The sequence below is a fragment of the Streptomyces sp. NBC_00028 genome (genome assembly GCF_045041065.1).
Classification (GTDB): Bacteria; Actinomycetota; Actinomycetes; order Streptomycetales; family Streptomycetaceae; genus Streptomyces.
The window spans coordinates 4,221,065-4,246,038 of sequence record NZ_CP108293.1; the positions used below are offsets into that span (position 1 = coordinate 4,221,065).

Below are 24,974 nucleotides of genomic sequence, written 5' to 3' on the forward strand. Positions count from 1 at the left end.
GTCCAGGATGATTTCCATACCTCTGCCTCACTTCAGTAGGTCGTAGTTGATCGTCCAGCCGTTGTCGGTCAGCATTTTCTGCAACCCGGGGTTGTCCTTCATGCTGGCGACCATGTCGGCTATGTGCTGGTCGTACTTGTCGCCGTGCAAGGCTCGGATGTCGTCGATGTCCATCTTCATCGCCTCGTCGAACTTCCCCTGATCTACCAGGTCACGTTGCGCATTGCGCCAGGGGGTCGCCGAATAGCCACGCGAGTCCGTGCTGGAGACGAGCCTGTGATCGCGTCTTTCCATGCGTATGGCGGGCCCCATCCAGTCGGTGAGACTGAGATGGGAATAGGCGGCCTTGGCCGGTATGTGGTTGATCTCGTTCCCCTTGCGCGCGGGCGAGAGCCTTCCGTACCAGCCACCCAGATCCGTACAGACAAGGCCGAGCGGATCGCTCCAGGTGAGGGGATTGGGGACGTAGGCGTAGTGGTTGGGGGCCGCGTCCAGGCCGAGCGGGTCCGGTGAGATGTAGCGCGCGTTCTCCGCGTCGTAGTAGCGCCGGACGTTGTAGTCGAGTCCCGACTCCGGGTCGTGATACTGGCCGGGAAAGCCCAGTGGGCAATGCGTTTCCTCGTCCGCGCCGTCGAAAGGCAACCCCCAGAGTGACGCATGGCGACTCCAGCGAATCCTCCCCTCGTCGTCGATGAGTTCGGTCGGTGTTCCAATTAGATCGGTGACGATCGCGTAGAACTGGGCGTCGACCTGCTCCTGGTCCTCCGCGATACCGGCGGACGCAGTACGGACCATCTCCGTCTGAGCCAGTGGTCGGTGTTCTCCGGGCTGCCAGTGCCACGTGGTCGTCTTCAGCACCCCGCCGCCGCGCGACTCGGTCTGCTCGGCAAGACGGGTGCCCTCCCAGGCGAAGTCGGTCTGTTCGGCGACCGCGCCGTCGTCCGTCAGCAGTTGTTTGGCGATACGGCGACCGTGCGGGTCGTACAGGTAGTGCCACCGAGAACCATCGGGAGTGATCACCTCAGTGAGGCAGTCCAGAGCATCCCAGCGGTACCGCCATATCCGCTTCGCACCCGACAGCAGACGCCGCGTCACGGACACGACCCGCCCCTGACCGTCATATTCGTAACGGGTGCGGTCCAGTCGGCGCAGGAGCGGCCCGTCGTACTCCCGGGTCCCGGAGGCGCCGATCGCCTCCGTCGGCTCGGGAATCACTCGGCTGTTCACCAGGTTCCCGGAGCTGTCGTAGCTGTAGGTCTCCTGCCGGTCCGTGGTCTGCGCGGCGAGGACACGACCGACAGGGTCCAGGCTGAGTCGGCGAGGTCCCTGCACAGTGTCGTCAATGGCCGTAAGAAAGTTGTCGGGGCGATAACCGTAGGTGCGTCGCCAGCTGTCGCCGCCCGATCGGGCAGAACTCAGAACGAGCCCCGTGGTGCGGCCGGCCGCGTCCCAGGACTGACCGAGCGCCGCACCTGCCCCCAGGGTGCGCTGGACTTCCCTGCCGACAGCGTCGTAGGAGAGGCGGACACCGGAACCCGACGTGTGCAGCCCCGTCAGCCGGTGCTCCGCGTCGTACTCCCAGTGCGTTGTGACGCCAGTAGGAGTACGGCGACGTGTGCGGCGCCCCATGAGGTCGTAGTCGAGTTCCAGCGCGCGTCCATTGCAGGTCTCCCGGACAACGGCACCGAGCACGTCTCGTTCATAGGTGATCACGGCGGACGGGCTCGCTGCCTCCAGCAGACGGCTGGCTCCGTCGTACCGGTAGTGGGTCACACCGTCATCGGTGGCCCGGGTGCGGAGGTTGCCGCGTGCGTCGAAGGTGCAGACGAGCCTCTGGCCGGCCCCGTTGATTCGCTCGACGGGCTGCCCCGCCGCGTCGTAGCGGTACGTCGTCTGCCTGCCGCTGAAGTCGCGCTCGCTGAGAAGATTGCCGACAGCGTCATACCTGTACGACCACGTCTGCCCCAGCGCGTTGGTGGCGGCGGTGAGCCGCAGCTCCGTGTCGTATGCGTAGGTGAGGCGCGACCCGTCGGGCTGGGTCACAGCCATGGGGAGGCCGAAGGGTCCTTGTTCATAACGGGTGAGCGCTCCTGTCGCGCTCTCGAAAGCCACCGGGTTGCCGGCCGCGTCCAGTCGCCAGTGTTCGGTCGCCCCGTCCGGTAGCGTCCGGGCAAGCAAGCGGCCGTCCACCGTCCACGTAAGCCTCGTCACCGCTTCGGCGGCGTCCAGGACGGCCACCACCTGTCCCAGGGCGTTCCGTCGATAGCGGGTGATGTGACCCAGGGCATCGATGACCGCGACCGGGAGTCCGACGGCATCGTTCTCGATGTGGCGAGAGTTTCCCAATGGATCGACGACCAGAGACCTCGCCCCCGCTTCGTCGTAGGCATAGCGCGTCGTACCACCGACCGGATTCTCCGAGCTCGTAAGACGCCCTAGCTCGTCGTAGACACGCTGCCACCGTGCGCCATCGGCCTCGATGACGGTCGTGGGCAGATGAGAGTCGTTGTACTCGGCGCGCACGCTCGAACCGTCCGGGAGACGCAGTTCGACGAGATCGCCGCGATCGTCGTAGGTGTAGCCGGTGGTACGGCCCAGCGGATCGGTCTCGGACAGCAGGCGGTCGTACCGGTCCCACTCACGAACGGTGATCGAACCCAGAGGATCGATTTCGCGGACCACTTGGAGATGGTCGTTCATCTCGTACGTCGTGACGTGACCGAGTGAATCGGTGTACCGCGTACGTTTGTTGTCCTCGTCGTACTCAAAGGCACCGTTCATCAGGCCGTCCGGCCCGGTCGTCCGGACGCAGCGTCCTTCGGCGTCGTAGCCGTAACGGAAGACCGTTCCGATGCGGTCTTCCCAACCGCTGATGCGCCCCTGCTCGTCGTAGAAGATCTTGTCCGGGCTTCCCGATGCGTCGTGGACGTGTGTCAGCTGTCCCGTCCCGTCGTACCCGTATCGCCTCAACACCGGAGCATCAGGATCGCTGGCAAGGACGAACCCCGTGATCCGGTCCGATGCCACGGACACGGCCATGTGGTAGCCGCCGCTGTGCGTGACGGCCTCGGGCACGCCCTGGTCACTGTAGGAGACAGTGATCGAATTTCCATGCCGGTCCGTGATCGCGACGAGGGACAGCTCGGCCGGCCGGTGGCGGGTGACCGGAGCGAAGTGCAGGTCCTGACCGATCTCCGGCTGGTTGACGGTCAACGGGGTACCGGCCGCGCCGTCCCAGGCGAGTTCCCAGCGAGGCCCCTCCACCGGCAGTACAGGCAGACCCGGCTCTGGGGTCGGGTACTCAAGAACCATGCCGTCTTCGGTCACCAGCCGGGCACCGAACTGTTCCAGGATCAGTCTCTGGTCCAGCGTTGACGTCCACGCCCGTCCGAACCAACGGCCGGCGCGCTGACCCGTTACGTAGTGCCGTCTGAGGATCAGGGGAAGCACGCCCGGCAAGAACACGTCGTCCTCGGACATGACCATCTCACCGGTCGCCACGTCGATCGGGTCGTTCTTGCAGGTGCGTTTGAGCATGCTCAACGCACGCTTACGCAGATTGCCTCCCAGCCCCTTCGCCATGCCTTTGAGACCAACCTTGGCAAAAGCCTTCATGCCCTTGGCGAGGCCGCCGAGGGTGGTGAGGCCCTTCATGCCGGGTATGCAGTCCAGGGCGGCCAGACCCACGTCCCAGAGGGAGGCCTGGCCCTTGGAATATTTGTAAAGCGTGTCGGCAAGCACGACGAGGGCCGCGATCAGCACGATCGCACCCAGGATCGGACCGCCGATGATCATCGCGATCACACCGACCACCGCGACGACGACCTTGCAGACCGCGACGATGTTGTCCCAGTTGTCCGTGAACCAGTCCCCCACCTCCTCCCACCACGACCGGTTCTGAATACCCGCGTCGGACGCCTCATCGATCTTCGTCTTCGCGGTGTGCGCGGCCTCCTCGCGCATCTTGCGCGCGTCAGCGGCCATCTTCTTCGCCGCGGCCAGCGCGTCCTGGGCGCTGTCGACGTCCGACTGCGCACTGGTCTGCGCGGTCTTGGCGTGCTGGGCATCGCGCGTGGCGGCACGGACCTTGCCCTCATCCGGCTTGTCGCCGCCCGACTTGCTGCCGGTGGGGTCGTCCTTGTACTTGTCGGCTTCCTTGTTCGCCCGCGTCACCCACGAATCGGCGGAGGTGAGACGGGAGTTGGCGGAGGAGAGGTCACTCTGCGCCTCACGCCCCTTGGCGAGCGCACGGTCGGCGAGCGCCTGCGCCCGCTCCAGCTTCGGCCAGAAGTCAGTGAGCGCGTCGCCGCACAACTCGTAGGACTTCTTCAGCTTCTTCAGGTTCTTCGGAACGTCCCCGAACTCGTCCTTGAAGACCTCCGCCGACTTACCCGCCCACTCCAGCAGGGTGTCCTCACCCGCCATGCCATTGACGAGGCGCAGGGCATCCGAGACGTCGTCGGCGAAATCGTGAAGTGTCTTGGCCAACCGCTTGATCCGGTCCGGATCACCCGGCGTCGGATCCTTCTCCAGATCCAGGACATGCCAGTCCGTGGGCCGATGCCCCGCCATACCGCAACCCCCGTCACGCCTGCATCGTCAACAACCGTATGCACACGCGAACTTACCGGGAACATCCGTTCGGTGAAAAGGTCACGAGGGTCACGGGTGGACGGCCCACCACACCTACCTCACCCGTTCGACGGCTTCAGGTGAATGTCAGTCACCGAGCAACAGTCGCTCCAGCTCCGCGTCGTACGCCCGGAACCCCGCCTTGCCGTACTCCGGAGCATCCGACTGGGGGCGCAGCACGCCCGGCAGATGGGCGACCCGCCACGTCCTGTATACCTGTGCTGGTACGACGCCGCCCGTGGCGTCCGCGAGGTCGCAGGCGGTCGTGAGTACGTCGACGATCGCTGCCGCGCCTCGCCGGGGGTCCGTCATCGCCGCGACGGCGGCCGTGATCACGGCGTGCAGGAACTCCGTGAGCTGCAGGTCCGCTGCCATGCGGCACATGCGCCGGATCACGGGCGATTCGTCGAGTCCTTCGATCGAGTCCGGGACTCCGGTGACGCCCGCGGACCACAGCAGCAGGTGCGCCGCCTCAACCTTGTAGTCACGGAACCAGCCGAACTCGTCCGCCGTCCGCATGACCGCGTCGTCGAACCCGCACGCCTGCCGGACCCCGTCCATCAGCCGCGCGACGTCAGCGTGCCGGCGCGCCAGGAACTCCCCCACCGAGACATCCGCGAGCACGTACGTGCCGGTGGCGTTCACCGCCCCGACCTCCACCACTCCGCCGAGGGGCGCGAAGACTCCCCGCGCGAGGCTCGTGCCTGTCAGCGGTTGCAGGGGGTGCCCTGCCTGCCGTAGCAGCTCATGGTGATCTCCGAACTGGTTCAGAAGCCCCACGGGGCCGGATGCGGGGTCGGTTTCCGATCCTCGGACCAGATCAGGCGGGCCTCCAGGTCGTCACCGAGGAGCTCGGTCAGGCAGCGTACCGCCCAGCCGTTCCAGTGGACGCCGCCCGGGAACTCGGGCACGCGGAAGGCGGGGAGGTGAGAGGGGAGGGCGTCGGGACGAAAGACCGTGGTCTTCATCTGGCCCGTGGCCTTCTTGGGCTTGGCGGACCTGCGGGTGTCGACGCAGTCGACGACCTGCTCGACGAGCTGGAGGACGTACGGCGACTCGGCGGACGGGGCGGCGTCCTCCGGGACGACCGGGAGCTGCCGGCCCGCCGCCTTCAGGTCGTACGCCAGCAGATCGGCGGCACGGCGGCTGAACACTGGCGCGCCCGGATATCCGCAGGGGAACTCGGCCCGGCGCAACCGCGGATCGCCGACCCACTCGGCGCGCAGTGAAACCGGCAGATCCTCGGCCGCCCCGGTGCGCATCCAGCGGATCAGCCTGCGGTGGGCGTGCTCCTCCAGAGAGAGGGTCCGGAACCGCTTCATGCTCGGCATCAGCCGGAACACCGCCAAGGGCTCGCTCGCCGTACGTGCTCCCGGCCGCATCAGAGCCACTCCCCCTCCTCATCGCCCACCGCGCCCACACCGTACTCACGCATCACTGCACAGACGGCCCGTTGCCCTGGATCCAGGCGTGCGCGCCGTCTCGGTGCCACGTCGTCGTTTCAGCTACGGCACGATCGGCGCCCGGCCCGGTCGTACAGCCGAGCCGTCGCGAACTCGACGGCCTCCTCGACCCCGACCGCCCGAGGCTCCTCTCCGCACTCCGCCACGAACCATCCCCCGCGCCACTCCACCCGCCACACCCGCCCCCACCGGTTCTCGAACTCGACGAAGCTCCCGTCCCCGCCCTCCATCCACCGCAGCTCATCCACCAGCCGACGAGGCTCGGTGAAGCCACGGCCGATGTTTGTACTCCGGCCCTGCGTACGGGTGTTGGCGTACCGCATCTTCAGATACGGCAACGGTCCGCGGCCGAGCTCGTTCAGCCGCAGCATCTGATAGCGGGTGATCGCCTCGTCCAGCGTCTCGTCACCCGCGGCGGCGAATTCACAGGCGAACGCCGGGAAAACCAGCCGGACGTACGGGGTCAGCGCCGGATTCTCCGCGCGGTAGGCGCGGTGGACGTCGGGTGAGATGCCGACGACCGAGTCGAAGTCCCGCCGCCCCGTAGGCGGTTGGAAACCGTCGAGCGCTCCCCAATGGGTGTTGCGTGCGAAGAGCTCGCCCTCCCGCTCCCTCGCGAACCCCAGTACCGCAACCGCGAGTTCCTCGTCGTACGACCCCCGCCCGCTCAGCTGAAGCAGCCGCGCACCGTCGGCGCTCAGCGCTCCCGCGAAACCGAAGAGGGGAACACGCGACCAGTACCAGGCATCCGACAGCCCGGCCAAGGGCCGCACGCCAGGGAAGTCCGCCAGTACGGCACGTAGATCCATCGGCTCATCGTAGATCGACCGCAACGACCCCAGCCCGACGCCCCGTTCCCGCATACCCTCCCCTCATGCCGCGGCTCACCACGCCACCCCGCCCGCTCGACGTCACCGCCACATTCCCCGAACTCGCCCCACTCGCCCGCACCACCATCCGCCTCCACCCCCGCCCCGGCTCCCCCGCCACGGCGGACAGTTCCCTCGGCGGCCCCCTCCTCTGGCCGGCAGTCGAGCCCTGGCCCACCTGCTCGGAGCACCCCGCCGCCCTCGCCCTCTCACCGGATGAGGTCCGCCACCGCCGCCGCATCCTCGACGCGGCCCGCAACCGCCCCCACCCCGAGGGCACCGACTTCCTCACCCCGGACGAGCGGGTCATCGTCGACGGAGCCTCACAGCCCAGGCCCATCCCCCAGCCCGGCCCGATCCCCCTGCTCCCCATCACACAGCTCTACGCCCGCGACACCCCCGAGACCGTCGCCTTCCCCGCCCCACCCGGCGCCGACCTCCTCCAACTCCTCTGGTGCCCCTTCGATCACAAAGGCCGAACGGGCCCCACACCCCGTACCGAACTCCGCTGGCGAACCACCGCACACATCACCGACCCCCTCACCGCCGCCCCCCACCCCGCAGTGATCGGCAAAGACCGCTACCTCCCCGAACCCTGCGTCCTCCACCCGGAACCCGTCACCGAATACCCCGCCCCGCACGAACTCCCCGAGCCCCTCGCCGACCGCGTCGAGGACTGGGCCGAGAGTCACGGCGTGGGCTACCAGTACGACCTCGCCGTCGCCCCGGGCTGCAAGCTCGGCGGACACGCCCCCTGGAGCTACACCGACCCGTTCCCCATGGCCTGCCCGGAGTGCGGCGCGCCCGTGCAGCCCCTGCTCACCATCGACGGCTACGAAAGCGGCGGCATCACCTGGCGCCCCCTCGGCGAATCCCCGGTTCCCGGCCGCCCCACCCACCTCAACATCGGCCGCGACCACGCCCTCCAGATCTACGTCTGTACGACGTCGTACGACCACCCGCACCAGCAGTACATCCAGTGACCCGAGCCAAACCGACACCCCCGGCTCAGGGCCCCCCGACCCCCGAAACGCCCTCCACCACCTGCCCCACCGCATCCAGCACCCCGTGCCCGAACGCGGTCGGCGCCACCAGGACTCCGAACACCAGCGCCAGCCCCACCGTCACGCTCTGGTCGGAACGACTCCGCGCATGCACCGTCCGCCGCAACCGCAGGGCGAGGATGACGGCCAGCAGCACCGCCACGTCCACCGTCAGCATCATCGGGCGAGTCCCTCCGTAGGCGAAGTCCAGTGAGCCAAGGGCGACTTGCACGCTACGCACCCCCACTAGGGCTCGACTCGACCCCGACATTCAGTGACCCGCGTCTTGCCCAGGCCGTCGGCGCACCCCCATGATCACGCCCATGTACAAACGAAGACGCGCCCTCGGCGCCTACCTCGGCGTGGTGCTCGCCGCCGTCCTGCTCCCCGGTATACGGCCGATCGACGACAACGTGGCCTGGGCGGCGCTGCTGCCCGGCATCGTGTTCCTCGTCGTGAACCAGCTGATCTCCAGCTATCCCAGCAGCATCCGCACCGCTCCCCCGATCGCGCTGCTGATCCTCGCCGCGGTCGGTGTCGTCCAGGACACCCTCATCTGGCTGCTCGTCTCCTGGATCAGCTCGCAGATGGACGGCGGGCTGCATGTCGACGGTTTCCTCGCCGCGCTGCTCGGCGGAGTCGTCGTACGGGTCAGCGTCCTCGCCGTCATGGCCGTCGGCCCGCAGCCGGCACCCGAAACCGCTGCGTGACAACGCGAAAGGGCCCGCACGACCGAAGTCGTACGGGCCCCTTCAGGAGCTCAATGAGCTACCAGGCGATCAAGCCAACAAGACTTACTTGTTGATCTTGGTGACCTGGCCGGCGCCCACGGTCCGGCCACCCTCACGGATGGCGAACTTCAGGCCCTCTTCCATGGCGACGGGCTGGATGAGCTCCACCTTCATCTCGGTGTTGTCACCCGGCATGACCATCTCGGTGCCCTCGGGGAGGGTCACCACGCCGGTCACGTCCGTCGTACGGAAGTAGAACTGCGGACGGTAGTTGTTGAAGAACGGCGTGTGGCGGCCACCCTCGTCCTTGGACAGGATGTAGGCCTGGGCCTCGAACTCGGTGTGCGGCGTGACCGAACCGGGCTTGATGATGACCTGGCCGCGCTCGACGTCCTCGCGCTTGATGCCACGGAGGAGCAGACCGACGTTCTCACCGGCCTGGCCCTCGTCGAGCAGCTTGCGGAACATCTCGATGCCGGTGACCGTGGTGGTGGTCTTCTCCTGCTTGATGCCGATGATGTCAACGGTCTCGTTGACCTTCAGGACACCACGCTCGATACGGCCGGTGACGACCGTACCGCGACCGGTGATCGTGAAGACGTCCTCGACGGGCATGAGGAACGGCTTGTCGACGTCACGCTCGGGGGTCGGGATCGACTCGTCGACGGCGGCCATCAGGTTGAGGACGGACTCGCCCCACTCCTTGTCGCCCTCGAGCGCCTTGAGCGCCGAGACCTTGACGACCGGCAGGTCGTCGCCCGGGAACTCGTACTCGGAGAGGAGCTCACGGACCTCGAGCTCGACGAGCTCCAGGATCTCCTCGTCGTCCACCATGTCGGCCTTGTTCAGGGCGACGACGATGTACGGAACGCCGACCTGGCGGGCCAGGAGCACGTGCTCCTTGGTCTGCGGCATCGGGCCGTCGGTGGCGGCGACAACGAGGATGGCGCCGTCCATCTGCGCCGCACCCGTGATCATGTTCTTGATGTAGTCCGCGTGACCGGGGCAGTCGACGTGGGCGTAGTGACGGGTCTCCGTCTGGTACTCGACGTGCGCGATCGAGATCGTGATACCGCGCTGGCGCTCCTCGGGAGCCTTGTCGATCTGGTCGAAGGCCGAGGCCTCGTTCAGGTCCGGGTACGCGTCGTGCAGCACCTTGGTAATGGCGGCCGTGAGGGTCGTCTTACCGTGGTCGATGTGACCGATGGTGCCGATGTTGACGTGGGGCTTAGTCCGCTCGAACTTCGCCTTCGCCACTGGGTCCTCCTGTGGAGTGGTTCTGGTACGCCTTACTCATCGGCGCCAGGTGATCTTTGCTGGGATGCCGCCCGCCGGGGTTCTCCCGTGCCGGGCGATCCCCGGCGGTCGGTGTCAAGCCTAAAGCGTGTGAACGGTGTGCGTTACTCGCCCTTGGCCTTCGCGATGATCTCCTCGGCGACGTTCCGCGGAACCTCGGCGTAGGAGTCGAACTGCATGGAGTAGCTGGCACGGCCGGACGTCTTGCTGCGCAGGTCGCCGACGTAACCGAACATCTCCGAGAGGGGCACGAGGCCCTTCACGACGCGGGCACCCGCCCGCTCCTCCATGGCCTGGATCTGACCACGGCGGGAGTTGATGTCGCCGATGACCTCACCCATGTAGTCCTCGGGCGTGGTGACCTCGACGGCCATCATCGGCTCGAGGAGCACGGGGGACGCCTTGCGCGCGGCCTCCTTGAAGGCCTGCGAACCGGCGATCTTGAACGCGAGCTCGGAGGAGTCGACCTCGTGGTAGCCACCGTCGAGAAGGATGACGCGGACGCCGGTCATCTCGTAGCCGGCCAGGATGCCGAACTGCATGGCCTCCTGCGCACCCGCGTCGACCGAAGGGATGTACTCCTTCGGGATGCGGCCACCGGTGACCTTGTTCACGAACTCGTACGAGGCGTCGCCGCCCTCGATCGGCTCGATCGCGATCTGCACCTTGGCGAACTGACCGGTACCACCGGTCTGCTTCTTGTGCGTGTAGTCGTGACGCTCGACGCCCTTGCGGATCGTCTCGCGGTACGCGACCTGCGGCTTGCCGACGTTGGCCTCGACCTTGAACTCACGGCGCATACGGTCGACCAGCACCTCGAGGTGCAGCTCGCCCATACCACCGATGATGGTCTGGCCCGTCTCCTCGTCCGAGTGGACCTGGAACGACGGGTCCTCCTCGGCCAGGCGCTGGATCGCGACGCCCAGCTTCTCCTGGTCGCCCTTCGACTTGGGCTCGATGGCGACCTGGATGACCGGCGCCGGGAAGTCCATGGACTCCAGGATCACCGGCTGCTTGTCGTCGGACAGCGTCTCACCGGTGGTGGTCTGCTTCAGGCCCATGACGGCGACGATGTCACCGGCGCCCACCGACTCGATCTCCTCACGCTTGTTCGCGTGCATACGGTAGATCTTGCCGATGCGCTCCTTCTTGCCCTTGACGGAGTTCAGCACGGCGGTGCCGGACTCCAGGCGACCGGAGTAGATCCGGACGAAGGTGAGCTTGCCGAGGTGCGGGTCGCTCATGATCTTGAACGCCAGCGCCGAGAGGGGCTCCTCGTCGGACGGCTTGCGCTTGACGACGACCTCGGGGTCCTTGACGTCGTGGCCCTCGATGGCCTCGACGTCGAGCGGGGTCGGCAGGTAGCGCACGACCGCGTCGAGCAGGGGCTGGACGCCCTTGTTCTTGAACGCGGTGCCACAGAACACCGGGGTGACCGTGACGTCCTTGGACTTGCCGGAGGCGATGGTGATACGACGGATCGCGGCGTACAGCTGCTCCTCGGTGGGCTCGACGCCCTCCAGGTACAGCTCCATGATCTCTTCGTCGTTCTCGGCGACGCCCTCGATGAGCTTGCCGCGGTACTCCTCGGCAGCCTCGGTGTGCGTGGCCGGGATGTCGACGACGTCGTACATCTCGCCCTTGGCGGCCTCGGCGGACCACACGAGCGCCTTCATGCGGACCAGGTCCACAACGCCCTTGAAGTCCATCTCGGCACCGATGGGCAGCTGCATGACGAGCGGCTGCGCACCGAGACGGTCCTTGATCATGTCGACGCAGCGGTGGAACTCCGCGCCGGTACGGTCAAGCTTGTTCACGAAGCAGATGCGCGGCACGCCGTAACGGTCGGCCTGACGCCACACCGTCTCGGACTGCGGCTCCACACCCGCGACACCGTCGAACACGGTGACGGCACCGTCGAGGACGCGGAGCGAACGCTCCACCTCGACCGTGAAGTCCACGTGACCCGGGGTGTCGATGATGTTGATCGTGTAGTCGTTGTCCTCGAGCGGCCAGTGACAGGTGGTGGCAGCAGAGGTGATCGTGATGCCACGCTCCTGCTCCTGCTCCATCCAGTCCATGGTGGCGGCGCCGTCGTGGACCTCACCGATCTTGTAGCTGACGCCGGTGTAGAAGAGGATCCGCTCGGTGGTGGTCGTCTTGCCCGCGTCGATGTGGGCCATGATCCCGATGTTGCGGACCTTGGCCAGGTCAAGTGAAGTGGTAGCCATAAGGCTTTCGTCTTCTCTCGGTCTCGTCGTGGGTAGCGACTACCAGCGGTAGTGCGCGAAGGCCTTGTTGGACTCGGCCATCTTGTGGGTGTCCTCGCGCTTCTTGACGGCCGCACCGAGGCCGTTCGAAGCGTCGAGAAGCTCGTTGAGCAGACGCTCGGTCATGGTCTTCTCGCGACGGGCGCGGGAGTAACCGACCAGCCAGCGCAGGGCGAGCGTGTTCGCACGGCCCGGCTTGACCTCGATCGGGACCTGGTAGGTCGCGCCACCGACACGGCGGGACTTGACCTCGAGGGTCGGCTTGATGTTCTCCAGAGCGCGCTTCAGCGTGATGATCGGGTCGTTGCCCGTCTTCTCGCGAAGGCCCTCCATGGCGCCGTAGACGATGCGCTCGGCGGTGGAGCGCTTGCCGTTCAGCAGCACCTTGTTGATGAGCGACGTGACAAGAGGAGAACCGTAGACCGGGTCGATGATGACCGGGCGCTTCGGGGCGGGGCCCTTACGAGGCATTCTTACTTCTCCTTCTTGGCGCCGTAGCGGCTGCGGGCCTGCTTGCGGTTCTTGACACCCTGGGTGTCAAGCGAACCGCGGATGATCTTGTAGCGAACACCAGGCAGGTCCTTCACACGGCCACCACGCACGAGCACGATGGAGTGCTCCTGCAGGTTGTGTCCCTCACCCGGAATGTAAGCGGTGACCTCGATCCCGCTGGTCAGACGCACACGCGCGACCTTACGCAGGGCCGAGTTCGGCTTCTTCGGGGTGGTCGTGAACACACGCGTGCAGACGCCACGGCGCTGAGGGGAACCCTCGAGTGCGGGCGTCTTGTTCTTCTCGACCTTGTCCTGCCGGCCCTTACGGACCAGCTGCTGGATCGTAGGCACTACTTCTCCGGTTTCTGTGTGCCGAATGGTGAAGCTAACCTGGAACATCGCCGACCCACGCGGTCGGGTGTGTCGAATCCGGTAGACCCTCGCCGCAAGGCGAGAAGAGCGCAGATCACGGTGGCCGTGTCACGGCTCCCGAGTGCGGCTGAAGACACGCACGAGAGCCAGGGCACACCCCAGGCACAAGGTCTGAGCGTACCTACCTCATTCGCTGCGGTCAAAACAAATGGACGTCGCCCACCGAGGCGGGAGGGACATGTCAAGGCCCTCCGTCGTGGATGATCTTCGATTTCATGCTCCGGACACGTCGGCGCAGCACCGACAGCCGCTCATCCGGCCACAAGACTCACGATCAGCAGCAGCGTCAGGACGAGTGCCCAGCCGCCCACGGACAACCAGCCGAGGACCAGCCCGGTCAGCGCCAGCCCGTCCCCCGCCTCCCTGGAACGCTGTATTTCCGACCGCGCCGCATGCCCGAGCACCACAGCCGGAAGCCCCATCAGCCCGAACGTCGGTAGACACAGCAGCCCGCACACCGCCGCCCCGACGGCCTTGCCGTTGATCCGTGGCCCGGGCACCGCCTGGAACGTCCGCGGCACGGGGGCTACCGGCGCGGGGTGCGGCAGCGGCCCCAGGGGCAGATCGGCCACCAGCAGGGCCAGCTCCCCCACCGTGCGCGCGGCATAGGCCCGCCCGACCCGCTTGTCGAACTCCGCCTGCTCCAGCCGCCCTTCTCCGAACCCCGCCCGGAGCACGTCGACGGCCCGCTCACGGTCGGCATGCGACGCGAGCATCGAGGAGCCACCCTGCCACGGCTGTGGGACCCCGCTCCCCTGCCACGGCTGCCACGAGGGCTGAGTCATGGAGCACCTCCCCCGCACGGATCGGAGTCCCTCCATCGTGCGCCGAACCGGCATTCCCGGCATCAGGTGTCCACCCGGAGAAAACCCGGAGGCACCCCTGAGACCCGCGAGCCTCACCCCCGGCCGGACGGTCGCGCCGAGGAGCACACATCGGCCACCCGGCCGGTTGTCGCCGGTTTCCCCGCCGCACTCTTCAAGTACGTTGACTGGTTGCGAAGCGCGGGCATCGGTGCAGGTGAACAAGGGAAATGCGGGGGCAGCAGGCATGGCCGGGGGGGCAGACACGCGCGTGGGACGACGACGGCTTCGACGACAGGGTGCCCTTCCTCGCCCGCCTGGAGAAGGAGCACCGGACCGCGCTGCTGGCCACCGGCCGGCTCCTGTCCTACCGGGCGAGGGACGTCCTCATGCGGCAGAACGAACCATCCGCCCACGTCCTGCTCCTCCTGCACGGCTGGACCAAGGTCACGGCGCTCGCGGCCAACGGGTACGAGGCTCTCCTCGCCCTGCGTGGCCCCGGTGACATCGTCGGCGAGGGCGCTGCCCTGAGCAGAGGTCAACGCTCGGCGACGGTCACGGCGCTGGAACCGGTCGAGGCAGTCGTCATCGACCAGAGCCGGTTCACCACGTTCCTCTCCCAGAACTCCCCGGTGGCCTTGCACCTGCTGAGCCTGTGCACCGACCGGCAGCGCTCGACCGACCGCCGCCGATTGGAGTGGGCCGCACTGAGCGTGCGTGAACGGCTGGCCGTCCTGCTCCTCGAACTGGTTCGCACCCATGGCAGCAGGACCGATGAGGGCATCGAGCTCACGATAGGGCTCAGCCAACAGGAGCTCGCCGGCTCGATCGGCTCCTCCCTCGAGGCCGTCGCCCGGCTCCTCAAGGAACTGCGCGCCCGCCAGATCGTGGCGACCAGACGCCGACGCATCGTGGTTCTCCGCCCTGACACCCTGCGCCGCATCATCGGAGAGCAGTCCGCCTGAAGGCACACGACGCCGTCCCGTTCCATGCACACGGTCATAGTTCGTCCGTGTCATCGGCCCTCTGAGGCATGTCCGCCACCCGCCATCGTGCTGGGCACGGACATCTACGCACGAGAGGCAGCCATGACCGACCCCGTGTACCGCACGATCCTCCTCTTCGACATCGAGCAGTACGGCTCCCGCGACGACGTGGAGCAGGCGTTCCTCCGCAGGGTCCTGTACGACGTCGTGGACGGCACCCTCCTCGCCGCATCCGTCGACGAAACGACCCGGCTGCGCGCGGACCGAGGCGACTCCGTCATGGAACTGATCGACACCCAGGTGTCGGTGCCGGCCCTGGTGAAGACCCTTCTGACCGAGACCCCCGCCCTCCTGCACAACAAGAACCGCCTGATCGCGGACAGCGCACGGATCCGCCTGCGCGTCGTCCTGTCCTCCGGCTACGTGGCCATCGACGAACTGGACGGCTGGGTCGGCTCCGACCTCAACCACGCGGTACGCCTCCTGAACTCCGACCCCTTGCGCGACGCGCTCAAACAACGGGACGACGCCAGCGTCCTGTGCGTCTCCGACGGCATCTACCAGGGCGTGGTCCGCCACGGCCCCCTGGGCGTCCGCCCCGACGACTTCCACCGCATCACGGTGGAGACCAAGGAGGGGCCGACCGTGGCGTGGCTGCACGGGGAGCCGTCGCCCGCGGACGGCCCCGATGAGGAGCGGCAGCAGGAGGAGCCGCCGCGTTCCCGCCCTGCCTCCGTCGACCTCGGCCACGCCTCCTTCGGCGGCGGCTACGTCGCCGGGGACCAGCACGGCGTCAGCGGTGGCCAGGTCACCGGGGACGTGGTCATGGGCGGCAAGACCACCGGGCACGGTGAGCGGGCATGAGCACGGAGACACCGGGCTCCGCACCACCGCAACAGAACAGCGACAAGAACCCGCAGGGCGACGCCCCGCAGCAGTCCGGTGCCGAGGGTGCCGAGACGGAGGCCGACAAGGAGAAGCAAGAGGAACACGACCGGCCGCAGGACGCCTGGTCGGCCCGCCGGGACCTGGTGGACCACAGCCCGAAGGCCATGGGGGTCGGTGCCAACTCCCGGTTCGGCGGCAGCCTGGTCTCGGGTGACCAGCACGGCGTGAGCGGCGGACTGGTCGCCGGCGACGTGATCATGGGCAGCAAGACGGAGGTCGTCTACCAGTTCGGCATCTCCGCCTCGTCCCACAGCTCCGGCGAGGTCCCGCAGTCGACGCTGGACCGTCTCGCCCCGTACTTCGTCACTGACGAGGGCGCCTTCGAGGGTCTGGTCGAGCGGCTGCGCACGGAACGGGTCATCGTGCTCTCCGGCTCGCATTTCACCGGCCGGCGCACGGCCGCGCTGATGCTGCTGCGCAGGCTGCGGGCGTCCCCGGTCCGCATCCTGGTCCGCGACACCTCGCCCGCGGAACTCGTCCAGCGGCTCGGAGACAAGGAGCACCGGGCCAGGGGCTATGTGCTGTGCGACCTGACCACGGACCGGGACGAGCCACTGCGGGAGCCCCATCTCCTCGCCGCCCGCGACCAATTGGCCAAGGAGGACGCCTACCTGGTCATCACGGTCGGGCCCATGGCGGCTCTGGAGGACATCTCCCCCGTCGCCTGGGAGCCGCCCGCCGCCGACGCCGTACTGAAGGCGCATCTGCGTGAGCTGACGGACAAGGCAACCGCGCACCGGTTGCTGGAGCTGCCCGCCGTCGCGGAGTTCCTCGGCCGGGACCATCAGCTGCGCGAGGTCGCGGCCTTCGCCAGGCAGCTGAGGCGGTACGCGGACGGCGAGGTGACCGCGGCGGACGTGGCGGGCTTCTCGCTGTTCAGCCTGGAGAGCCAGGTCCAGGAGTGGTTCGACGAGGACGAGGAGCGGGTCCCCCTGCGGGACAAGGCGTTTCTCATCGCCCTGGCGGCCTTCGACGGCGGCCCGTACGCCCTCACCGCCGAAGTGAGCGACAAGCTCTACGCCTTCCTCCAGAACACCGCGGACTCCGCACGCCAGCCGCAGGTACCGGTGTTCGGCACGCACATCGGCAAGCGGCTGCAACTCGCCCGCGCCACGCTGTACCAGGAGGAGGAGAACACCGAGTGGGGTCCGGTCCTGCAGTCCAAGGCCTCTTTCCTGGACGACCGGGTCTCCCTCGTCCTGCTGCGCGAGGTGTGGACCGGGCATCCCTCGGCCCGGCCCGCCCTGGTGGACTGGCTTCAGCGGCTGGCCGACGACGGACGGCCTCTGGTCCGTACCCGCGCGGCCTCGACCGTCGCCGTGCTCGCCTACGCGGATCTGCCGTCCACCATGGCCCTGGTCGTCGAACCGTGGGCGGACTCTCGCCTCTTCCGACACCGCCTCGTCGCCGTCAACGCGCTGACGCTCGCGCACGTGCTCGACGCGCCCAACATCCCGCACATCCTCGACGACTGGTGCGGGACGACCGAGGCCGAGGAGGCGGGGCGGCGCTGGGTAGCCATCCGGGCGTACGGCCTCATCGGCGCCGAACAGCCGAAGCGGACCCTCGCCGCGCTCCGGGCAGCCATCCGCCAGGAGTACAAGCAGCACGAGGGGACCGAGGAGGAGTCCGGCCTCGACGAGCTGATGGTCGACCAGCTGGCCCAGTCAGTGGAGATGCTGCTGCTCTCCCCCGCCCGTGACCAGGTCCTCGCCGAGTTGCTGGCACGGCTCGAGCACGACCGGCCGGCTCGTGCCCTCGCCCTGCGGGGCTTCCTGCATGCCTGTGCCCGCACCGAGGAGAACCGGCCCGACGGCATACCGCTGCTGCTCGGCTGGTACGCCACCGCGGCCGTCGGCGGCGGCCCCGCGGCCGACGGCATCGTCCGGCTGTGGCGCACCGCGCTCGACGACCGCCACCGGACCCGGGGTGCCCTGAAAGCACTCGGCGCATGGGTCCGCATCGCCGACCGGAACCAGCCGACCGAATGGGCGCTCGCGTCGCTGCTGCGGGCCCTGGTCGCCACCGACGCCGAGTACCACCGCCTGAGTCACCTCCTGCGGACCCTGCCCGGCGAGGACGGAGCGCCCCCGCCGGAGGTGGCGGCCCGGCTGCTCGCCGTACTCCCCGCCCCCGACCTGGCACTCCAACCGACCCCGTGAACCGGCCCAGGAGACAATCGTCATGGCTGACCTGCGCAACCCGCCGGACTTCGAGCAACCCGCCGACCGACACACCCCGCTGAACGATCCCGTCGTCACGGTACGGCAGCTCTCCCGCTGGGGGTTCTCCCGCAAGGCGCTCACCCGCATCGACCACGCCCTGGTCTTCTCGACCCCCCAGGGCGATTACGAGGACTTCCTTCCCCCGGTACGCCCCAGCCGCGCCGAAGCCGCCGCCAGGCGCTACACGGCGGTCTACGAGGTCGACATGGGTGTCCACCCCCACCGGGCCGAACTCGACCTGCCCAGCGACAACGACGCGCTCGAGTTCACCGCCACGATCGAGCTGTCCTGGCAGGTCGCCTCCCCGAAGGCCTTCGTACGCAGCGGCAACCGGGACGTACCGGCCTTGCTGCTCGGCGAACTGCACCAACTGGCCTGTCCGCTCACCCGCTGTTTCGCCAACCGTGACAGCGCACGCGCCGAGGCGGCACTGCTGCGGGGCCTGACCGACCCGGAGCGCCCTCCGCTCGGCGCCGCCGCGGGCCTCAGGGTGGTCTGGACGCTGCGGCTGCGCCAGGACCGGCAGGAGATCGAGCACCAGCAACGTCTCCAGGCCATCGGCCACGCCTCGGCCGAGGAGATACGGGCCGAACGGCTGGCCAAGGACTACGACACCGAACTCGACGAGCGCACCCGCCGACAGGACGCACTCCAGATGACGCGCGCCACCGAGTACGGCCGCATGGAACACGAACTCACCCTGCGACGCCAGGAGTGGCAGCAGGAACAGGACATCCGGCAGGCCGACTACCAGGCCGAGCTCCAACGGCTCGAAGCCGAGAAGATCGCGTTCTACCAGAAGTACCTGGAAGAGGGCGGCGTGGTGGCCTGGGCCCTGCACCTCAGCGCGCACCCGGAGGACACCCGGCTGGTCATCGAGGGCATGCGCGAGGACCAACGCCGTTTCATCCAGGCCAAGATGGAGCTGGCGAAGGCGCTGATGAGCGGCGACAACGCCGAGGGCTACGAGCTGGAAGGGCCCCGACGACTGGCCTTCGACGCCGTGTACGAGATCTTCAACCAGCACCTGCCGGGCGTACCGCGCGAACACTCCTCAGCTCCTCCGCCCACGCGGGTACCGCTCACCGAAGAGAGTGCAGACGCCCCGCCCGCCGACCCCGAGCCCGATCCCCCGGCGGACCCGGACCACGGTGCCTTCTCCGACTGGCGACCGCCTCCGGGCTACGGCAGCTCACCGGTCAGGCCCGCCACCCCGACCCCCGAGGAGTCCGCACCATGAGCGGCGCCGGCACAGGGGCTCCGCCGGGCAGCCGGGCCGCGGAGCGCCTGCTCGCCGAGCTGCGCTCCGAGATCGCCCGCGCGGACGCGAAGGCGGCGGTACTGGTGGCGGCCCTCGGCGTGGTGGCCGGGGTCCTCGGGGGCCTGTCCGGCGGACGCGCCTGGGCGTCGCCCCGGCTCTCCGCGCCCGGCACGGCCCTGTGGTGCGCGGGGCTCACCGCGCTGGCCGTCACACTGCTGGCCCTGCTCATGGCCGTCCTGCCGCGTCACGGCACCACACGCTGGACGCCGGGAGCCCCGCTGTCGTACTTCGGCGACATCCAGCGGGCCGTGCACGACGGCCATCTCACCGAAGCCCTCGCCGAGACCGAACGCGCCCCGGCGGCGGGCACGTTCACCGCGCTGACCGAGATCAGCCAAATCGCCGTACGCAAACACCGGTGGATCCGCGTCGGGCTGATCGCCCTCGGCGTCGCCGTGGTGACGCTGCCCGTCTCCCTGCTCATCGGCTGACGCACCGGCTGTGTTCCAGCCGTTCCGTTCACTCTGGAGATCCCATGTCCCGACCGACCGATCCCAGGCATCCCGAGGAAACCCCTCCGCCTTCACCCGACGACGACCTCGACTACCGGCACCGCACGGGCAGGCTCCACTTCGCCGCCCGCCAACGAGGACTCGACGCAACAGCGTTGGGCCAGCTCGTCCTGTATCTCCCCGGCACCGTCATGAGTCTGCTGATGCTGCTGCTCGTCTCCGCCGGGCTCGACGCCCTGCTGGGCGTCCCCTTCTGGGTCCTGCCTGCGGTCTGGCTGCTCTCGGGAGCTCTGCTCTTCCATCGCTCCGTCGAGGACTTCCTCGCCCGGTACCTCCTACGGCTGCAACGCCCCCTTCCCGACGAACAAGCCCGGCTGACGCCGATATGGCGCGAGGTGACCGCTCGGGCAGGCGTCGACGGCAGGACGTACGAACTATGGGTCGAGGACAGCGACGAGCTCAACGCGTACGCCGCCGCCGGGCACATCGTGGGCGTCACCCGGTTCGCCCTGGACAACTTGACGAGTGCACAGCTGGCCGCCGTACTCGCCCACGAGCTGGGACACCACACCGGCGGGCACGTCTGGTCCGCCCTGCTCGGCCAGTGGTACGCGCTGCCAGGCCGGCTGATCTGGCGGATGATCCGGTATCTGCTGAAGCTGGCCGTGACCTGGGCCGATTACTACTCCTGGCTGGCAACGGCCCTGCTGATCTTCGTGACGGGCATGCTGGCCCTCTCCACGTTGGAGATGCTCTACGGGCTGCCCCTCGTGCTGCTGGTCACGCCCTATCTCATCGCGGCGGTGGCCCGAAGGGCCGAGTTGCGCGCGGACCAGCACGCCGCCGTGCTGGGATTCGCCCCTGAGCTCGCCACGGTGCTCCAGGCCATGCACGAGGCCGAGCGCACGGCCAGGCTCGCGGCGAAGGCGGCAGCCGGCGCCGAGGACCCAGCGTCTGGGTTCTTGTCCCGCCTGCTGGCCACCCACCCCGACTACCCGACCCGGCTGCACCGGCTCCGGCCCTATTTGTGACCGGGATCTGTGACCGGGCCACAACGCCGAAGGGCGGCCACCCCGAAAGGTGACCGCCCTCCAACAGACTCAAGCCCTACTGGTTGTACGGACCGTAGTCGTAGTCCTCCAGCGGAACGGCCTGGCCGGAGCCCGTGCCGAACGGCGAGTAGTCGATGTCGTCGTAGCCGACGGCCGAGTACATCGCGGCCTTGGCCTCCTCGGTCGGCTCCACCCGGATGTTGCGGTAGCGGGACAGACCCGTACCGGCCGGGATGAGCTTACCGATGATGACGTTCTCCTTGAGGCCGATGAGGCTGTCGGACTTGGCGTTGATCGCCGCGTCCGTCAGGACTCGGGTCGTCTCCTGGAAGGAGGCGGCCGACAGCCAGGATTCCGTCGCCAGCGAGGCCTTGGTGATACCCATCAGCTGCGGACGACCGGAGGCCGGGTGACCGCCCTCCTGGACCACACGACGGTTCTCGGTCTCGAACTTCGAGCGCTCGACCAGCTCGCCGGGCAGCAGCTCGGCGTCGCCGGACTCGATGATCGTCACACGGCGGAGCATCTGCCGGATGATGATCTCGATGTGCTTGTCGTGGATCGACACACCCTGCGAGTTGTAGACCTTCTGGACCTCGCCGACCAGGTGGACCTGGACGGCACGCTGACCCAGGATGCGCAGCACGTCGTGCGGGTTGGTGGCACCCACGGTGAGCTTCTGGCCCACCTCGACGTGCTCGCCCTCGCTGACCAGAAGACGGGCGCGCTTCGAGATCGGGAACGCCGTCTCGTCGCTGCCGTCGTCCGGCGTGATGACGATCTTCTTCGTCTTCTCGGTCTCCTCGATGCGAACGCGACCGCTCGCCTCGGAGATCGGGGCGACACCCTTCGGGGTACGGGCCTCGAAGAGCTCGACGACACGCGGCAGACCCTGGGTGATGTCGTCACCGGCCACACCACCGGTGTGGAAGGTACGCATCGTCAGCTGGGTACCGGGCTCACCGATGGACTGGGCGGCGATGATGCCGACCGCCTCACCGATGTCGACCAGCTTGCCGGTGGCCAGGGAGCGGCCGTAGCACATCGCGCAGGTGCCGACGGCGGACTCACAGGTCAGGACCGAGCGGGTCTTGACCTCGGAGACACCGTGCTTGACCAGCTCGTCGATGAGGACGTCGCCGAGGTCGGTGTTGGCCGGGGCCAGCACCTTGCCGTCGACCGTGATGTCCTCGGCCAGCGCACGGGCGTACACGCTGGTCTCGACGTTGTCGGCCTTGCGCAGCACGCCGTCCGCGCCGACCTCCGCGATCGCGAGCTTGAGACCGCGCTCGGTGCCGCAGTCCTCCTCGCGGATGATGACGTCCTGCGAGACGTCCACCAGACGACGGGTCAGGTAACCCGAGTCGGCGGTACGCAGGGCGGTGTCGGCCAGACCCTTACGGGCACCGTGCGTGGAGATGAAGTACTCCAGGACGGACAGGCCCTCACGGAAGGACGCCTTGATGGGACGCGGGATCGTCTCGTTCTTGGCGTTCGACACCAGACCACGCATACCGGCGATCTGCCGCATCTGCATCATGTTTCCTCGGGCACCCGAGTCAACCATCATGAAGATGGGGTTCGTCTTGGGGAAGTTCGCGTTCATCGCCTCGGCGACCTCGTTGGTCGCCTTGGTCCAGATCGCGATGAGCTCCTGCGTGCGCTCTTCCTTGGTGATCAGACCGCGCTCGTACTGCTTCTGGACCTTCTCGTCCTGCGCCTCGTAGCCCTTGACGATCTCCTTCTTCGCCTCGGGAACGACGACGTCGGAGATGGCCACGGTGACACCGGAACGGGTCGCCCAGAAGAAGCCGGCCGCCTTCAGGTTGTCGAGCGTCGCCGCCACGATGACCTTGGGGTAGCGCTCGGCCAGGTCGTTGACGATCTCGGAGAGCTGCTTCTTGCCCACCGAGTAGTCGACGAACGGGTAGTCCTCGGGCAGCAGCTCGTTGAAGAGCGCGCGGCCCAGGGTGGTGCGCAGCCGGAAGCTGTCACCGGCCTGGTACTCCGGCTCGCCCTCCTCGGCGGTCGGCGGCGTCCAGCCACGCGGCGGGATGGTGCCCACCGGGAAGCGGATGTCGATCGGCGACTGGAGCGCCAGCTCGCCGGCGTCGAACGCCATGATCGCCTCGGCCGTGGAGCCGAACGCGCGGCCCTCGCCCTTGGTGTCACGCAGCTCGCCGTCGGTGGTGAGGAAGAACAGACCGAGGACCATGTCCTGGGTCGGCATCGTCACCGGACGGCCGTCGGCGGGCTTGAGGATGTTGTTCGAGGACAGCATCAGGATGCGGGCCTCGGCCTGCGCCTCCGCGGACAGCGGCAGGTGCACGGCCATCTGGTCACCGTCGAAGTCCGCATTGAACGCGGTGCAGACGAGCGGGTGGATCTGGATGGCCTTGCCCTCGACCAGCTGCGGCTCGAAGGCCTGGATGCCGAGGCGGTGCAGGGTGGGAGCACGGTTCAGCAGAACCGGGTGCTCGGCGATGACCTCTTCGAGGACGTCGTACACGACCGTGCGGCCGCGCTCCACCATGCGCTTGGCGCTCTTGATGTTCTGCGCGTGGTTCAGGTCGACCAGGCGCTTCATCACGAACGGCTTGAAGAGCTCCAGCGCCATCGCCTTCGGCAGACCGCACTGGTGCAGCTTCAGCTGCGGACCGACGACGATCACGGAACGCGCGGAGTAGTCCACACGCTTGCCGAGCAGGTTCTGACGGAATCGACCCTGCTTGCCCTTCAGCATGTCGCTGAGGGACTTCAGCGGGCGGTTACCGGGACCGGTGACCGGGCGACCACGACGACCGTTGTCGAAGAGGGCGTCAACGGCCTCCTGAAGCATGCGCTTCTCGTTGTTGACGATGATCTCCGGAGCACCCAGGTCGAGCAGGCGCTTCAGACGGTTGTTGCGGTTGATCACACGGCGGTACAGGTCGTTCAGGTCGGAGGTCGCGAAGCGGCCACCGTCCAGCTGCACCATCGGGCGAAGGTCCGGCGGGATGACCGGGACGCAGTCGAGGACCATGCCCTTGGGGCTGTTGGAGGTCTGCAGGAACGCAGACACGACCTTCAGCCGCTTCAGCGCACGGGTCTTCTTCTGGCCCTTGCCGGTACGGATGATCTCGCGGAGCTTCTCGGCCTCCTCGTCGAGGTCGAAGGACTCCAGGCGCTTCTGCAGCGCCGCGGCACCCATCGAACCGTCGAAGTACGTGCCGAAGCGGTCGCGCAGCTCGCGGTAGAGCAGCTCGTCGCCCTCGAGGTCCTGGACCTTGAGGTTCTTGAAGCGGGTCCACACCTCGTCGAGACGGTCGATCTCGCGCTGCGCACGGTCGCGCAGCTGCTTCATCTCACGCTCGGCACCCTCGCGCACCTTGCGGCGCACGTCGGCCTTGGCGCCCTCGGCCTCCAGCTCGGCCAGGTCGCTTTCCAGCTTCTTGGCGCGGGCCTCGAGGTCGGCGTCGCGACGGTTCTCGACCTGCTGACGCTCCACGGAGACGTGCGCCTCCAGGGAGGGCAGGTCGCGGGTGCGGCGCTCCTCGTCGACGTACGTGATCATGTACGCCGCGAAGTAGATGACCTTCTCCAGGTCCTTCGGAGCGAGGTCGAGCAGGTAGCCGAGGCGCGACGGAACGCCCTTGAAGTACCAGATGTGCGTGACGGGAGCGGCCAGCTCGATGTGGCCCATCCGCTCACGGCGCACCTTGGCGCGAGTGACCTCGACGCCACAGCGCTCACAGATGATGCCCTTGAAGCGGACGCGCTTGTACTTGCCGCAGTAGCACTCCCAGTCCCGGGTCGGACCGAAGATCTTCTCGCAGAAGAGTCCGTCCTTCTCGGGCTTGAGCGTGCGGTAGTTGATCGTCTCGGGCTTCTTGACCTCGCCGTGGCTCCACTGACGGATGTCGTCAGCGGTGGCCAGACCGATCCGGAGCTCGTCGAAGAAGTTGACGTCGAGCACTA

At 67.8% G+C, this 24,974-nt stretch carries 19 protein-coding genes; 8 read left to right on the forward strand and 11 right to left on the reverse strand.

Annotated elements, in window-relative coordinates; genetic code table 11:
- Positions 1 to 27: 27 nt before the first annotated feature.
- The 4 genes from OG885_RS18690 to OG885_RS18705 form a co-directional block, all read right to left on the reverse strand.
- Positions 28 to 4,572 (reverse strand): RHS repeat-associated core domain-containing protein, encoded by a 4,545-nt coding sequence (locus OG885_RS18690; protein ID WP_405732751.1) that lies wholly within the window; start codon positions 4,570 to 4,572, stop codon positions 28 to 30.
- Positions 4,573 to 4,719: 147 nt separating this feature from the next.
- Positions 4,720 to 5,412 (reverse strand): hypothetical protein, encoded by a 693-nt coding sequence (locus OG885_RS18695; protein ID WP_405732754.1) that lies wholly within the window; start codon positions 5,410 to 5,412, stop codon positions 4,720 to 4,722.
- Positions 5,400 to 6,014, reverse strand: coding sequence for a hypothetical protein (locus OG885_RS18700; protein WP_405742778.1), 615 nt, complete (start codon positions 6,012 to 6,014; stop codon positions 5,400 to 5,402). The genes OG885_RS18695 and OG885_RS18700 overlap by 13 nt, the downstream gene beginning before the upstream one ends.
- Positions 6,015 to 6,133: 119 nt before the next feature.
- The gene (locus OG885_RS18705) at positions 6,134 to 6,904 is read right to left on the reverse strand and encodes a hypothetical protein (RefSeq protein WP_405732756.1); all 771 of its coding nucleotides are present in this window, start codon (positions 6,902 to 6,904) and stop codon (positions 6,134 to 6,136) included.
- Positions 6,905 to 6,969: 65 nt separating this feature from the next.
- On the opposite strand from OG885_RS18705, the gene OG885_RS18710 reads away from it, so the two are divergent.
- Positions 6,970 to 7,947, forward strand: a complete 978-nt coding sequence (locus tag OG885_RS18710; protein ID WP_405732759.1) for a hypothetical protein — start codon at positions 6,970 to 6,972, stop codon at positions 7,945 to 7,947.
- 25 nt (positions 7,948 to 7,972) lie between these two features.
- Here the strand turns inward: OG885_RS18710 and OG885_RS18715 are convergent, their stop codons facing one another.
- On the reverse strand, positions 7,973 to 8,239 hold the full coding sequence (locus tag OG885_RS18715) for a hypothetical protein (protein ID WP_405732762.1): 267 nt from the start codon (positions 8,237 to 8,239) through the stop codon (positions 7,973 to 7,975).
- A 91-nt stretch (positions 8,240 to 8,330) separates the two neighbouring features.
- Between OG885_RS18715 and OG885_RS18720 the strand changes: the two genes are divergently transcribed.
- Positions 8,331 to 8,717: a phage holin family protein gene (locus OG885_RS18720; protein WP_405732765.1), complete on the forward strand. Its 387-nt coding sequence runs from the start codon at positions 8,331 to 8,333 to the stop codon at positions 8,715 to 8,717.
- 84 nt (positions 8,718 to 8,801) lie between these two features.
- On the opposite strand, the gene tuf is transcribed toward OG885_RS18720, so the two are convergent.
- From tuf to OG885_RS18745, 5 genes are all read right to left on the reverse strand, one after another.
- Entirely contained in the window at positions 8,802 to 9,995 is a 1,194-nt protein-coding gene (tuf, locus tag OG885_RS18725; RefSeq protein ID WP_329335830.1) for an elongation factor Tu, read from the reverse strand.
- A gap of 143 nt (positions 9,996 to 10,138) precedes the next feature.
- Positions 10,139 to 12,265, reverse strand: coding sequence for an elongation factor G (gene fusA / locus OG885_RS18730; RefSeq protein ID WP_405732768.1), 2,127 nt, complete (start codon positions 12,263 to 12,265; stop codon positions 10,139 to 10,141).
- Between the two features lie 39 nt (positions 12,266 to 12,304).
- Positions 12,305 to 12,775, reverse strand: coding sequence for a 30S ribosomal protein S7 (gene rpsG, locus OG885_RS18735; RefSeq protein ID WP_003992340.1), 471 nt, complete (start codon positions 12,773 to 12,775; stop codon positions 12,305 to 12,307).
- Between the two features lie 2 nt (positions 12,776 to 12,777).
- On the reverse strand, positions 12,778 to 13,149 hold the full coding sequence (gene rpsL / locus OG885_RS18740) for a 30S ribosomal protein S12 (protein ID WP_003948652.1): 372 nt from the start codon (positions 13,147 to 13,149) through the stop codon (positions 12,778 to 12,780).
- 332 nt (positions 13,150 to 13,481) lie between these two features.
- Positions 13,482 to 14,015 (reverse strand): DUF1707 and DUF4190 domain-containing protein, encoded by a 534-nt coding sequence (locus OG885_RS18745; protein WP_405732771.1) that lies wholly within the window; start codon positions 14,013 to 14,015, stop codon positions 13,482 to 13,484.
- A 248-nt stretch (positions 14,016 to 14,263) separates the two neighbouring features.
- Here OG885_RS18745 and OG885_RS18750 point away from each other — a divergent pair, with 248 nt between their 5' ends.
- The 6 genes from OG885_RS18750 to OG885_RS18775 all read left to right on the forward strand — a co-directional run bounded on the left by OG885_RS18750 (position 14,264) and on the right by OG885_RS18775 (position 20,996).
- Complete coding sequence (locus tag OG885_RS18750) at positions 14,264 to 14,998, forward strand: Crp/Fnr family transcriptional regulator (RefSeq protein WP_405732774.1); 735 nt, start codon at positions 14,264 to 14,266, stop codon at positions 14,996 to 14,998.
- A 123-nt stretch (positions 14,999 to 15,121) separates the two neighbouring features.
- Complete coding sequence (locus tag OG885_RS18755) at positions 15,122 to 15,883, forward strand: hypothetical protein (protein ID WP_405732777.1); 762 nt, start codon at positions 15,122 to 15,124, stop codon at positions 15,881 to 15,883.
- A complete protein-coding gene (locus OG885_RS18760) occupies positions 15,880 to 18,129 on the forward strand; it encodes a hypothetical protein (RefSeq protein WP_405732780.1) in 2,250 nt (749 codons plus the stop codon). Before OG885_RS18755 ends, OG885_RS18760 begins: the two co-directional genes overlap by 4 nt.
- Positions 18,130 to 18,151: 22 nt before the next feature.
- The gene (locus OG885_RS18765) at positions 18,152 to 19,432 is read left to right on the forward strand and encodes a hypothetical protein (RefSeq protein ID WP_405732783.1); all 1,281 of its coding nucleotides are present in this window, start codon (positions 18,152 to 18,154) and stop codon (positions 19,430 to 19,432) included.
- Positions 19,429 to 19,944, forward strand: coding sequence for a Pycsar system effector family protein (locus OG885_RS18770; RefSeq protein ID WP_405732786.1), 516 nt, complete (start codon positions 19,429 to 19,431; stop codon positions 19,942 to 19,944). The genes OG885_RS18765 and OG885_RS18770 overlap by 4 nt, the downstream gene beginning before the upstream one ends.
- 44 nt (positions 19,945 to 19,988) lie before the next feature.
- The gene (locus OG885_RS18775) at positions 19,989 to 20,996 is read left to right on the forward strand and encodes a M48 family metalloprotease (protein WP_405732790.1); all 1,008 of its coding nucleotides are present in this window, start codon (positions 19,989 to 19,991) and stop codon (positions 20,994 to 20,996) included.
- Positions 20,997 to 21,072: 76 nt separating this feature from the next.
- On the opposite strand, the gene OG885_RS18780 is transcribed toward OG885_RS18775, so the two are convergent.
- Positions 21,073 to 24,972, reverse strand: coding sequence for a DNA-directed RNA polymerase subunit beta' (locus tag OG885_RS18780; protein ID WP_405732792.1), 3,900 nt, complete (start codon positions 24,970 to 24,972; stop codon positions 21,073 to 21,075).
- Positions 24,973 to 24,974 lie beyond the last annotated feature (2 nt).